This is a genomic window from Bacillus cereus group sp. RP29, from assembly GCF_040459765.1.
GTDB lineage: Bacteria > Bacillota > Bacilli > Bacillales > Bacillaceae_G > Bacillus_A > Bacillus_A paranthracis.
This window is the reverse complement of record NZ_JARVHN010000001.1, coordinates 621,140-635,131: the sequence shown is the minus strand read 5'-3', so window position 1 is coordinate 635,131 and position 13,992 is coordinate 621,140. Positions and strand designations below refer to the sequence as shown.

Here is a 13,992-nt window from a genome sequence, read left to right as displayed (position 1 = left end):
ATGGCTTTTTCCTTCCTCACAGCTTCACTTATTATTTCGCACTCACAATCTTATAATAAGAACGAACTGTTAAGAAGTAATATCCGATATAAATAGCGCCGTATACTCCAATACTAATTAGGAGTGGGATCATGATTTCATACGGTAATATGTTCCCTAAACCTTTTAGTGCAAACAAGCTGTGCAAAATTCCGATTACTAACGGAATAGCGAAGATAAAGCTTACTTGTTTTGCGATAGCTTTCTTCATTTCTTGCTTCGTTACACCAACTTTATGAAGGACAATGTAACGATCACGGTCAGCACTTGCTTCTGTTAATTGTTTAAAGTAAATGATTGAGCCTGTCGCTAATAGGAAGACTAATCCTAAGAATAACCCAATAAACATCATTAAGCCTGTCGTTTCAAGCCCCATTTGGAATCCTGTATAGAAATCGTTAAATGGTTTTAAAATTTCTGATTCACCAGCTGGCATAATGCTTGCTAATTTCGCTGTTAACTCTTTACTATTTCGCTCACCTTTTACATCAATATTTTTTACAGTGCGCGTTTCGTTTACTTGTTTCGCCTGCTCATATGTTTGATCAGGAACGATTACAAATAGTTCATTTAAGTTTGTAACACTTCTACTATTTACACCTTTAATCTTTAACTCTTTCGATTCATTTCCAACAGGGAATACAGCTGTATTTCCTGTGTAAAGGGGACCAAAATCAAGTGTTTCAATATATAAGCTATCATATACAAAAGCTTCATTCGCACTTAAATTTACAGGTTCTATATCTAAATGTTTCGCGATTGTATTAAAGTTTGATTGAGAAATAAGCTGGTACTGCTTCGTCACATTATAGTGTGTGTTCAGAACTTGATCCGCTCTTTCACCTTTAAATGTTCCTTTCACAGGAATCATTTCAACTTCTGATTCATATGTGACTGGATGATTATTCTTTTCTCCAGCAAGTATTTCATTTACTTTTTTATCTAATGCTGCATCTTTTTTCTCATAGGAATAACTATACGGCGCAGCAACTTTTGATTGCGTAAATGTGTTGTAATACATCGTAACTGACGTACCAACCGCCGTTAATGTTACTGCACTTAAAATAGCGATTGTCGCCAGTGATTTCGCATTTCCTTTAATGCGATAGAGTAACTGTGATGTCGTTACCATATTCATACCGTTATAAAACGCTGATTTATTATTTCTCGCACGTTTCAATATAAATACTGTGAAGAACATGAACAATAAATAAGTTCCTGCTACTGTCGCTAATAAAATGTATAATGCAACGACCATAAAGTCTGCATACATAACTGCTTTCATGTACATTAGCTCTAAGAAATAACCTGAACCGATTAAGAAAACTGAAATGAATGCCATAATAACAGATCCTTTTGGCATTGCTTCTCCTTCACGTTCTGCACGGAAAAGTTCAATTAGCTTGAATCGATAAATTAAACGATATCCTTGAAGTGATGTATATAAAATAATCACAAAGAAAATAATTGCTGTATCAATAATGGCAGCCATCGGTACTTCAAAATGAACATTTAAATTTAATCCCATCATATTTACTAATAACTCAAGGAATAATTTTGAAAGGACACTACCAATCGCAATCCCGATAATTAAAGACATTAACCCCATTAACATATTTTCATAAAAGAGCATTTTACCAATTTGTCTTTTACGAATACCTAATAAGGAATAGAGTCCAACTTCTTTTTTACGTTTTCTTGTAAAGAAACCGTTCGAATATATAATAAACACCGCTACGAAAATAATAAGCATCACACTGGAAACTTGGAATGCCCCGCTAATTTTTTTAGAAGCTTCCGCTGCTTTTTCCATTTGTGAATTATATTGCAGTGCTTTAAATGTAAAGTAAATAACGATACTAAAAATCATTGATGCAAAATATACAAAGTAGTCTTTAAAGTTCCGCTGTATGTTGCGGAGGGCAATGCTAGATAAGGTCATCAGCCATACCTCCGGAAATAGAAGACATTACATCAACGACTTGTTGGAAGAACTGTTTACGCGTTAACTCGCCGCGGTGCAATTCTTTATATAACTCACCATCTTTAATGAAAATAACTCGTTTACAGTAACTTGCCGCAAACGCATCGTGCGTTACCATTAAAATTGTAGAATTATCATATTCATTTAGCGACTTCATACTTTCAAGTAAATCTGTCGCTGATTTCGAATCAAGTGCTCCCGTTGGCTCGTCCCCGAAAATCATACTTGGATTTGTAACGATTGCACGTGATGCCGCACATCTTTGCTTCTGTCCACCAGATACTTGATATGGGAACTGACTTAAAATATGATCAATACCGAATTTCTTTGAGATTTCAAGAACGCGGCGATCAATCTCACTCGCTTTCACCTTTGATAACGCAAGAGGTAACGCAATGTTCTCTTTTACAGTTAACGTATCTAATAAGTTATAATCTTGGAAAATGAAACCTAAATGATCGCGGCGGAATAACGCTAACTTATCATCATTCATTTTCACAATATCTTTTCCATCAATTAAAATTTCACCGTTCGTCGCATTATCAATTGTAGAAAGAACGTTTAGTAAAGTCGTCTTACCAGAACCAGAAGGTCCCATAATTCCAACGAACTCACCTTCTTTTACTTGTAAGTTAATACCTTTTAACGCTGCAAATTTATTACCACCCGTGTCATATACTTTTTCAATATTTTTTGCTTCTAACACTGTTTTCATCTCGACATCCCTCATTTCATCTATTCTCTATTTTCACTATATACATTCTCTACTTTTTCCACTATCGATGTTTCTTACACAAACATGACAGTTATGTAAGACCAGTAAGCAAAGAAATCAAAATTTAACCTAATGAATCAAAGTACTTTGTTACTATAACATTGGGATATCATGCCATCCATTCATTCTCCTTACAGGAACATTACAATTTTGTAAGGTACAAAATGTACCCTACAAAGTTGTGCACGAAATGTCGGATGGAGCTATTTCGTTCCTGCTATTCTATGTACAGAGGAGGTCATCATATGGATTCACTTAAAAATATGAATGCTGCAATGCACTATATTGAAAACAACCTAACAAATGAAATTAATTTTAAAGAAGTTGCGAAGCTAGCTTACTGCTCGGAATATCATTTCAAAAGAATGTTTTCTTTTCTAGCTGGCATATCACTATCAGAATATATTCGTTGTAGACGTCTGACTCTCGCTGCTTTTGAACTAAAAAATAGCGATGCAAAAGTCATTGATGTAGCTATCAAATATGGGTACAACTCACCAGATTCTTTTGCGCGTGCCTTTCAGAACTTGCACGGCATAACACCTTCAGAGGCCCGAAATAGTAGTCATTCCCTAAAAGCCTATTCACCAATGACCTTCCAATTATCCATCCAAGGAGGAAATGAAATGAATTATCGAATTGAAGAAAAAGAACCATTTCGAATTATTGGTATTACAAAACGCATACCGATTGTATTTAACGGTGTAAATGAAGAAATTGCTTCTATGTGGAAAAGTTTAAATCCAGATGTCATTCAAACTTTAAAGTCACTTTCAAATATGGAACCTACTGGAATTATTAGTGCTTCTACTAACTTTTCTGAAGGAAGAATGGAGGAAAAAGGAGAACTTGATCACTATATTGGCGTAGCCACAATGAAAGATTGCCCAGAGCAATTTGCGCAACTTGAAGTTGCAGCTTCAACGTGGGCTATATTTGAAGCTGTTGGTCCATTTCCGGATGCACTACAAAATGTATGGGGACGCATTTATTCCGAATGGTTTCCTTCCTCAAACTATGAACTAGCGGAAGGACCGGAAATATTATGGAATGAACAGAAAGATATATCTTCTCCAAACTTTAAAAGTGAAATCTGGATACCGGTTTTGAGGAAATAAAAAATAAAGCTGCTTTTCCTTAAAAGGAAAAGCAGCTTTGTTTTACATTTTTAGTTCTTTTTTATAAGCGACATAGGAATATACCATCGTACCAACAACCAATACAGCAACAACACTTAACAAACTAATCACTTTCCACATTCCCGGTAGAAACGCCGAAATCATAATTACAATACCGCCAATCATCATAATCTTTGCCCCTAACCTATGTGTTTTTCTCCATACTTCCTCATTACTTAACGTCCACGGCGTTTTAATACCTATGAAGAAATTTGGTTTACATTGCTGCATATAATTGCCGAGTACAATAAAGAGTATACCGAGCATTATGTTCACAACAATTGCAATAGGAATGTTGTATCCTAAAGCATTTGCGAGTGCCATGATGTTATTAGCAAATAAGAATAATAAAATAGCTCCATTCATCATCATATATGCTTTCGAAAACTTGCCGTAATTCGCATATCTCGTATCTAATTTAGGTAAAACAATTGCTAAAATATATATAAATAACATAACTGCAACATCCAAAATCATCATGCCCATCTTCGACATATGTCCATCTACTTCACCCGAGACATTTATATGGCTCGGAACCTCTCCTGGTAAATAAGGCCACGCGACGCACCATGCAATAATCGTTAAAGCAATTAACAATAACGGAAATATATGCTTCCTCATTTCCCCTCTTCCCCCTTATTCGTAAATGTAAACACCCAAGTCAATAAATCTTGAAAGACCGTTGTGTTTAAAGAGTACATAACGAATTGACCTTTCTTCTCATCTTGAATAAGTTCAGCATTTTTAAGTGCGTTTAAGTGGTGTGAAATACTTGGTTTTGTCATATTGAAATGTTCAGCAATCTCACCAGCGGTTAGATCACCTTCTTTTAATAAGTCTAAAATTTTTCGCCTTGTTGGATCTGCTAATGCTTTGAACGCTTGATTCAATGTCTTTCTTCCTTTCACTAATTAGACATTTAGATATTTATCTAAATGTTAAAATGTTTTCAGTTAATTGTCAATTATATACGAGGCCCTTTTTACTTTCTCCGCTTTTGACCTATACTGTTTATTAGCTTATCTTTCAACATAATGAAAAGACTTGAAACACATGATACACTATATCTACAATTGTTTTTTAGGAGGAATATACATATGTATAAAATTTTAATCGTTGAAGACGATCCAAATATTTCATCATTACTACAATCTCACATTCAAAAATATGGCTATGAAGCTGTTGTTGCAGAGAACTTCGATGATATTATGGAGTCTTTTAACGCTGTAAAGCCACATCTTGTTTTACTTGATGTAAACTTACCAAAATTCGATGGATTTTACTGGTGCCGCCAAATTCGTCATGAATCTACTTGTCCTATTATTTTCATTTCAGCTCGTGCTGGTGAGATGGAACAAATTATGGCGATTGAAAGCGGTGCGGATGATTATATTACAAAACCGTTCCACTATGACGTTGTAATGGCAAAAATTAAAGGTCAATTACGCCGTATTTACGGTGATTATGCGCCAAATATTTCTGAACGTATCGTTGAAGTAGAAGGCTTAAAACTATTCCCAGAACGTCCTGAAATTCACTTCGGATCTGAACAAGTTCTTTTAACGAAGAAAGAAGCTATTTTAGCAGAAATGTTATTATCTAAATTCCCTCGTACAGCGAGCCGTGAAGATTTACTAGCCGCTCTTTGGGATGACGAGAGCTTCGTTGAAGAAAACACATTAAACGTAAACATTACGCGTCTTCGTAAAAAGTTCAATGAGCTTGGTATTGAAAATGCTATTGAAACAGTGCGCGGACTTGGGTATCGTTTTAACGCAACTTGGAGTGAATAAGCATGAAGCTATTTTTACGTGATCATTTTGCATTTTTTCTACTGTACGTATTAAACTTCGGTATCATTTTCGTTCTGTATGATGCAGTAGATGGATTTCAAAATAATAAATTTTACTTCGTCGTTTTAAGCTTATACTTATTTATTTGTTTCCTCGCTTACCGTTACGTTCGTAATCGTAGAATGTACCATAGATTAAGTGAACAACCAGAAAAAATGGAAGATGCATTTATTGAAAGAGCAACTGCTCCGATGCCTCACGGTGTAAATGAACTCGTGCGCACGCAGTATCGTCTATTCCAAAAAGAACTACAATCGTACGAAGTAAAACAACAAGAACATCAATTATTCATTAACCACTGGGTGCATCAAATGAAAACGCCCGTTTCTGTTATGCAACTTATGGTACTCGAAATGGAAGATGAACATTTAATTCCGAAATTCAAAAAAGAATTAGAACGTCTAAACCAAGGGCTTGATATGGCTTTATACATGGCAAGGTTAAATAACTTCCATGAAGACTTCCATGTTGAGACGATTTCATTAAAAGATACGGTAACGAAAAATATTAATGGATTAAAAGAACTATTTATCCGAAACGGAGTCTTCCCTGTTTTAGAAGTTCATTCTGATTTACAGGTTGCTTCTGATGCGAAATGGCTAAAATTTATCATCTATCAGTTAATGACAAATGCCGTTCGTTACTCTGGTGAGCGCGGAAAGAAAGTATTCTTATCCGCTTATCGAAACGGAAAAGATATTATTTTAGAAGTTCGTGATGAAGGTGTTGGTATTCCGCAAGAAGATATTCGACGAGTATTCGAACCGTTTTACACTGGGAAAAATGGTCGTACATTCGGAGAATCTACTGGTATGGGACTTTATATCGTAAGTAAAATTTGTGATTATTTAGGTCACTCTGTCAAACTAGATTCTGAAGTTGGGAAAGGAACGACGATTAAAATCATCTTCCACAACGCTGCAAATAATCAATCAGAACATACGGAGAAGGTGACCGAAGCATGATCGTGATATATGCAAGCAAAATGTATGAGAACTCACTCTCATACATTTTTTGCAATAAAACTACTTCTATATCTTCTAATCGGAGGTATAATTTATGACATTTTGGCAATTTGCATTTAAAAACGTCACGCGCAACTCGAGAGCTTATTTTGCTTACTTTGTAAGTAGTTCTTTTTCGATTGCCGTTTTCTTTTCATTTGCTGTTTACTTATTCCATCCGAAATTACAAAACTTTGGCACGGTCTCTGAAATTTCAGGATTAATGATATTTTCAGAAGTAGTAATTGTATTTTTTTCTTTCTTCTTTTTACTATATTCCATTGGCACTTTTTTAAAAGTTAGAAAAAAACAATTCGGCGTTTTGACCGTTTTAGGAATATCGAGAAAACAATTACACCGTCTCGTCTTCATGGAAAATATGTTAATCGGTATTTTATCTATCTTTTTCGGCATGCAGTTTGGACTTGTCTTCTCGCAATTTTTCTTATTAGTGACAGCAAAAATTACGCATGTACCGGGCATATATTTATACTTGCCTATTAACGCGTTTATTTTAACGACAATCGTCTTCCTTAGTCTTTTTATCGTTGTATCTACATTGACACCGATGCTCATTCGTACAAAAAAAGCGGTACACCTGTTAAAAACAAAGAGCGGAAAACAAAAAGAAAAAAAACCATCCATACTCGTTTCTTTATTTGGTGCGATTTGTTTATTTGGTGGCTATGCGTTAGCTGGAAATCCTAAATATTTCGTATCAGTAAGCCCACAAATAGGTGTTATATATATGGTTTCAAGTATTTTCGTCATTCCAACGCTCGTTACAATCGGTACATATTTCTTCTTTTCACAAATTAGTTTCTTACTTATTCATATTTTAAAGAAAAGAAGAAAGTTTTATATGAAACAGATTAATATGCTTTGGATTTCTGATTTAGCAAACCGTATTCGAACGAATATTAATATGCTTTTTATTGTAGCAATGCTATCTACTATCGCTTTCACAATGATTACGTTCCTATATGGGTTCGGAAAATTTATTAAGCTAGACGTTAATCGAACTTCGCCTTTCCCAATTTCTTATTTTTCTTATGATGCGAATCCTTTTGTTACAGAGCATTTAAATTGGCTTGAGCAACAATTAAAAAAAGAGCATTTTCCTTATGAGAAAATAACAGCTGATATGTATGAAACACCGCTAGAAGAAGATAAAGGTATAGCTATTTATAATGACGTATACGCAATTAAGCAAAGTGACTATAACAAACTTGCGAATTCTTTACGAATGAAACAACTATTTATAAATGATAACGAGGCATATGTTTTAACGGGGACGTCTTATATCACTATATTCAATGAATTTGAGCAAAGCTATAAAAGAGATTACATTACACTCTCTAGTACAAATACGAAATTAAAAGTAAAAGGCTATGAACAGATCCATGCAATTCCATCTGACTTTTCATATCAAACGATCGTTTTGCCTGATATTGTTGTGAACAACTTACCTAACTCGGTAAAGCATATATCGGCATATAATTATAAAATTCAAAATTGGGAACAGACATATGAAATTGCTGATACTTTTATAGAAAAAGTGCAAAAAGATCGCAACAACTCCCAATATGAAGGGACTCTTATTCGACTATTTGAATCAGCAGGATCGTTATACAGAATAACATCTGGTAGTGCTGCATACTTCCTAATTGGAACATTTTTAGGAGTTATTTTCTTCATTGGAGCCGGTAGCGTTCTTTACTTTAGAATGTATACAGATTTGACGAACGAACAAGAGAAATATATAACGATTTCTAAAATCGGTGTAACAGGTGCAGAGATGAAACGATCTGCAACCATACAACTTAGTATTTTATTTTTCGTTCCGTACATTATGGCATCCATTCATACAATGTTCGCAACGAAAATGCTACAAGATGTAATTGGCTTATCTTTGTTCAAAGAAGTTTCAGCCGTTCTTATTATTTTTGGATTCGTTGAAATTGTATTTTTCTTATTCATTCGCTCACTTTATATGCAGAAGTTATCACAATATACTGATACACATTAAAAAGGTTATTACATGAAAAAGGTGGGATCTCTTCCCTCCTTTTTCATGCCCATTATATTAGGAGGTTTAGGTGAATGACATTTTGGCAGTTTGCATTTAAAAACGTCACAAGGAACGCCAGAGCTTATTTCGCCTATTTTGTAAGCAGTGCATTTTCCATTGCAATTTTTTTCTCGTTTGCAGTTTATTTATTTCATCCTAAATTGCATATGACAGGCGTGAATGCTGCTCTGAACATATTAATGACAATTTCAGAAATTGTCATCGTATTCTTTTCATTTTTCTTTTTACTATATTCAATCGGTACTTTCTTAAAAGTGCGAAAAAAGCAATTTGGGATTTTAACAGTACTTGGCATATCCCAAAAACAATTAAAGAGACTCGTATTTCTAGAAAACATGCTAATTGGTGTTCTTTCCATCTTTTTCGGCATTCAACTTGGACTTGTTTTCTCGCAGTTCTTTTTATTAGTTACCGCCAAGATTACACATGTTCCTGGTTTATATTTATATTGGCCAACAGCTGCCATTATTTTAACTATGATCATTTTTCTAGGACTCTTCATTCTCGTCTCATCGTTTACGCCGATGCTAATTCGGACGAGAAAGGCTGTACGTCTTTTAAAAGAAGGAACAAAACAAAAAGAAAGAAAAGCATCTGTGCTCATCTCTCTATTTGGTGCGATATGTTTAATATCTGGATACGTGCTAGCAGCCAATCCGCTATATTTCATGTCGCTTGGCGACGTAGTTGGGCTTTTGTACGCCACCACCAGTATATTTCTCATTCCGTCACTTGTTACAGCTGGAACATACTTTTTCTTTTCACAAATTAGTTTTTTACTCATTCGTATATTAAAAACGCGAAGAACATTTTATATGAAGCGAATTAATATGCTTTGGATTTCTGATTTAGCAGCGCGCATTCGGACAAACATTAACATGCTCTTTATTGTAGCGATGCTATCAACACTTGCTTTTACTATGATTACATTCTTATATGGATTTGGTAAATTTATGAAGTTCGATACAGTAAGAGAAAACCCTTTTCCTTTTACATATTTATCACATACTGAAAATACGTTGGCGGATGAACATTTAAACTGGTTAGAACAAAAATTTAATGAAGAGCACTTTACTTATACAAAATTTAAAACGGATATATATGAAGTATCTTCAGCTGAAAATAACACGCAGCTCTATTATGCCATTAAGCAAAGTGACTATAATGTACTTGCTAAAGCTTTAAATTGGGAGACACTCACGGTAAATAAGAATGAATCTTATATTCTTATGAAAGACTTAGATGATCAAGTTATTGGAACGCTTCACAATAAAGACAAGAAAAATACTCTTACACTTACGCAAAACAATTTACAACTACAAGTGAAAGAATATAAAAGTTATAATCCATTCCCAAATCGCTTAATATACCAATTGCTCATACTATCTGATGAAAATGTAGAAGCATTATCCACTGTTTCAAAACAGATGAGTGTATATAGCTTTAAAGTTAAGGACTGGGAAAAAGCTAATAACATCGGCGCGGTATTCATAGACAAAATTAATACCGACGGGAACAACATTCAAGCAGAACACCCGCCTTTCCATGCAAGTGAAGCGAGCGATTCTCTATACACAACAAAACAAAATGTCGCTTCGTTCTTCTTAATTGGTACTTTCTTAGGTGTTATTTTCTTTATTGGTGCTGGCAGTGTTCTTTACTTCAGGATGCATACAGATTTAACAAATGAACAAGAAAAGTATGTAACGATTACAAAAATTGGTTTAACAGAAGCCGAAATGAAACGATCTGCTACAATTCAACTTGCGATTCTATTCTTTGTCCCGTACATTATGGCATCAATTCATACGATGTTTGCGACAAAGATGCTGCAAGAAGTTTTACATCTCTCGTTCTTCGCTGAGATTACAGTCGTACTGATGATTTTTGGAACAGTTGAAATTTTATTTTTCCTTTTAATTCGTTCCTTCTATATGCAAAAATTATCACACCATATTAAGTTTTAAAGGATAGAAAGGTGATTATTATGGAAGAAGTGTTACACATTAAAAATGTCTCAAAAGTGTATGAAGGAAAGATCCCTCATACTGCTTTAAAAAATATAAATTTACATGTAGATAAAGGTGAATTCGTTGCGATTATGGGACCATCTGGTAGCGGTAAATCTACATTTTTAAACGTTATTTCTACCATTGATTCTCCGACTGCTGGTGATGTCGTGATTAATGGAAAAAAACCGCACACATTTCGTAGAGAGAAGTTAGCTATTTTCCGCCGCCAAGAGCTAGGATTTGTTTTCCAAAATTTTAACCTACTAGATACACTAACAATCGGTGAAAATATCGTACTACCTTTAACATTAGATAATGTTCCTTTAAAAGAAATGGATGAAAAGCTTGATAACATTTCAAAGAAACTTGGAATTGATCATATTTTAGACAAGCGTATCTTTGAAGTGTCAGGAGGACAAGCACAGCGTACCGCAGTAGCACGTGCTGTTATTCATCATCCTTCACTTTTACTTGCCGATGAACCGACAGGAAATTTAGATTCAAAAGCGGCAATTGACGTGATGGAACTATTTACGAAATTGAACAAAGAAGAAGATGCAACAATTTTAATGGTTACGCACGATCCATTCGCAGCAAGTTATTGTAACCGCGTCATTTTTATTAAAGATGGCGAACTTTACAATGAACTACACCGCGGATTGTACCGTGAGAAATTTTATCAAGAAATATTAGATGTTTTAGCATTACTAGGAGGAAGACGTGGATGACATTTTGGCAATTCGCATTTAAAAATGTCTCCCGTAATTCAAAAGCATATTTCGCCTACTTTGTAAGTAGTGCGTTTTCTATCATGGTTTTCTTTTCATTTACTGTATATGCATATCATCCGCGGTTACAAAGTGTACAAAGTTTCCAAGAACGTGATCCTCTAATGAACTTAGCTAGTACAGCGCAGTTGGTTATCGTTATGTTCTCGTTCTTCTTTCTCTTATATTCAATTGGAACATTTTTAAATGTACGGAAGCAGCAATTTGGCGTTTTAACTGTTATCGGTATATCTCAAAAACAATTAAAACGTCTTTTGTTTACTGAAAATATGATTATTGGAATGCTTGCTATCTTTGCAGGTATTCAAGGCGGTCTTGTTTTCTCTAACTTTTTCTTACTCGTTACTTCTAAATTAACAAGTGCAAAAGGCCTCTATTTATATTGGCCAACAGAAGCTATTATCGTTACAACCGTAACTTTTATTATTTTATTTTTCATCGTATCTACGTTTACACCAATGTTTATTCGTACTCGAAAAACAACGCAGCTTATTAAGGGAGTTAACAAAGAGAAGAGCGAAAAAAGACCATCTATACTCATTTCACTATTTGCTTTAACTTGTCTAGGACTATGTTATTATATTGCCGGTTATCCGCAAGGCTACATAACAGAAAAAAATGCCCAAAATGGATCTGTATTCTTAATTATGTTATCTATTTTACCGCTTGTAGTAATTGGGACGTATTTATTTTTTTCACAAACATTTCTTCTCTTTATCTATATTTTAAAGAAACGAAGAAAGTTTTATTTGAAACAAATAAATATGTTATGGATTTCAGATTTAGTTTCTCGTACCCGCAGTAATATTAATGTACTCTTTATCGTTTCTATGCTATCTGCACTTGCATTTACGATTATTATCGGGTTATTTGCTGCAAACAATCATACGAAAGCACCCATACTAGAACGATATCCTATACCATTCACCTATACATCAGAAGGTATTAATGTATTTGAACAAAAGCATATTACTACGATTGAAACTGAACTTACAAATGCTAATTTTCAATATGACAAATATAAATTTACCGTTTTAAAAGATACAGCTTCAAAAGAATCAATTGCCATTATGAAAATGAGTGATTATAACGCAATAGCAAAGCAATTAAACAGGCCAGAAATCACTCTCGAATCTTCACAAGTTTATAATATTTCTCGCTATTCACCAGCGTTATTAAATCTCGTATCTAACCCATTTGCGAAGCAGGGCACGATTACACTTGGCTCTAATAAAAAGGAATTTCAAATTAAAGGTTTTATTAATAGAGGAATTGAGCCCCCCTTTGCATTACCTCACTTAATAGTGATGCGAGATGAAGTAATTGAAAATATGGTTCCTCATATTGAAACAATTACAGTTTATAACTACTTCGTGGAGAATTGGGAAAATGCAATTGTCCCAACAAAAAATATATTAAAAAGCTTAAATCATGATGAAGAAGCTTTGTATGAAGCACATAAGGGTGAAGAAGATTTCATTAAACCATTTCATATTTATACAGCTACGGATGAACTGGTTCATAGTAAAGGAAATGCAGTTGCTCAATTCTTTATTTGGGCATTTCTCAGCTTTATTTTCTTTATCGGTGCAGCTAGTGTTTTATACTTCCGTATGTATAACGACTTAACGAATGAAAAACAAAAATATATTACGATTACAAAGCTTGGATTAACTGAGTCAGAAATGTTTCGCTCCGCAACGATTCAATTAGGAATTTTATTTTTCGTCCCTTACATTGTTGCTGGTGTTCATACATTATTTGCGGTTAAGTTTTTACAAAGCATGCTCGCTTTTTCTTTACTAAAAGAGCTATTAATTGTACTCACTTTCTTTGGGATTATCGAGATTATTTTCTTCTTCTTAATCCGATCTCTGTACATTAATAAATTATCACAACACATAAAAATATGAATAAAATGGCCTTGTGCGTATTGCACAAGGCCATTTTCAATAGTTTTTAACTAGCAGCAATATCCGCCGTAGCCACCATATCCGTAGCCGCCGTAACCGCCATAACCACAACTGCCACCGCCGAAGCAGCTAGCACCGATGATAATTAATAAAATAAACAATACGATTAGAAGCGCAAAACCGCCTCCGCACCCATGTCTGCGGTTACAATCATCATGTCTGTGTTCACACTTTTCGCTCATTACTCTATTCCTCCTTTAGTATCATTCATAACAAGTTCACCTTGCTCTAAATGAGGGGATTCCATTTATATTATGTTTTCAGGGCGAATAGGAAGCTTGGCTTGCTTAAAAA

The 13,992-nt window shown here is 34.5% G+C and carries 12 protein-coding genes; 7 read left to right on the top strand and 5 right to left on the bottom strand.

Going from position 1 to position 13,992, the window contains the following annotated elements; translation table 11 throughout:
- Positions 1-31 precede the first annotated feature (31 nt).
- Positions 32-1,981: an ABC transporter permease gene (locus tag QCI47_RS03210; RefSeq protein ID WP_353811693.1), complete on the bottom strand. Its 1,950-nt coding sequence runs from the start codon at positions 1,979-1,981 to the stop codon at positions 32-34.
- Entirely contained in the window at positions 1,968-2,738 is a 771-nt protein-coding gene (locus tag QCI47_RS03205) for an ABC transporter ATP-binding protein (RefSeq protein WP_000859654.1), read from the bottom strand. Before QCI47_RS03205 ends, QCI47_RS03210 begins: the two co-directional genes overlap by 14 nt.
- A gap of 305 nt (positions 2,739-3,043) precedes the next feature.
- Here QCI47_RS03205 and QCI47_RS03200 point away from each other — a divergent pair, with 305 nt between their 5' ends.
- Positions 3,044-3,916, top strand: a complete 873-nt coding sequence (locus QCI47_RS03200) for an AraC family transcriptional regulator (RefSeq protein ID WP_240813935.1) — start codon at positions 3,044-3,046, stop codon at positions 3,914-3,916.
- A gap of 42 nt (positions 3,917-3,958) precedes the next feature.
- On the opposite strand, the gene QCI47_RS03195 is transcribed toward QCI47_RS03200, so the two are convergent.
- Positions 3,959-4,597 carry an SdpI family protein gene (locus QCI47_RS03195; protein WP_076874931.1) on the bottom strand — a complete coding sequence of 213 codons (639 nt, stop codon included), beginning with the start codon at positions 4,595-4,597 and terminating at the stop codon, positions 3,959-3,961.
- On the bottom strand, positions 4,594-4,866 hold the full coding sequence (locus tag QCI47_RS03190; RefSeq protein WP_001070523.1) for an autorepressor SdpR family transcription factor: 273 nt from the start codon (positions 4,864-4,866) through the stop codon (positions 4,594-4,596). Before QCI47_RS03190 ends, QCI47_RS03195 begins: the two co-directional genes overlap by 4 nt.
- Before the next feature lie 207 nt (positions 4,867-5,073).
- On the opposite strand from QCI47_RS03190, the gene QCI47_RS03185 reads away from it, so the two are divergent.
- From QCI47_RS03185 to QCI47_RS03160, 6 genes are all read left to right on the top strand, one after another.
- Positions 5,074-5,769, top strand: a complete 696-nt coding sequence (locus tag QCI47_RS03185; protein WP_000276737.1) for a response regulator transcription factor — start codon at positions 5,074-5,076, stop codon at positions 5,767-5,769.
- 2 nt (positions 5,770-5,771) lie between these two features.
- A complete protein-coding gene (locus QCI47_RS03180) occupies positions 5,772-6,794 on the top strand; it encodes a sensor histidine kinase (RefSeq protein WP_000765352.1) in 1,023 nt (340 codons plus the stop codon).
- A 94-nt stretch (positions 6,795-6,888) separates the two neighbouring features.
- Positions 6,889-8,862 (top strand): FtsX-like permease family protein, encoded by a 1,974-nt coding sequence (locus tag QCI47_RS03175; RefSeq protein WP_074542770.1) that lies wholly within the window; start codon positions 6,889-6,891, stop codon positions 8,860-8,862.
- A gap of 74 nt (positions 8,863-8,936) precedes the next feature.
- Positions 8,937-10,892, top strand: a complete 1,956-nt coding sequence (locus QCI47_RS03170; protein ID WP_061131980.1) for an ABC transporter permease — start codon at positions 8,937-8,939, stop codon at positions 10,890-10,892.
- A gap of 20 nt (positions 10,893-10,912) precedes the next feature.
- Positions 10,913-11,665 (top strand): ABC transporter ATP-binding protein, encoded by a 753-nt coding sequence (locus QCI47_RS03165; RefSeq protein WP_353811692.1) that lies wholly within the window; start codon positions 10,913-10,915, stop codon positions 11,663-11,665.
- Positions 11,662-13,638 carry an FtsX-like permease family protein gene (locus QCI47_RS03160; protein ID WP_242227774.1) on the top strand — a complete coding sequence of 659 codons (1,977 nt, stop codon included), beginning with the start codon at positions 11,662-11,664 and terminating at the stop codon, positions 13,636-13,638. Before QCI47_RS03165 ends, QCI47_RS03160 begins: the two co-directional genes overlap by 4 nt.
- A 50-nt stretch (positions 13,639-13,688) precedes the next feature.
- Here QCI47_RS03160 and QCI47_RS03155 read toward each other — a convergent pair whose 3' ends face one another.
- Positions 13,689-13,880: a YjcZ family sporulation protein gene (locus QCI47_RS03155; RefSeq protein WP_353811691.1), complete on the bottom strand. Its 192-nt coding sequence runs from the start codon at positions 13,878-13,880 to the stop codon at positions 13,689-13,691.
- Between the last annotated feature and the right edge of the window lie 112 nt (positions 13,881-13,992).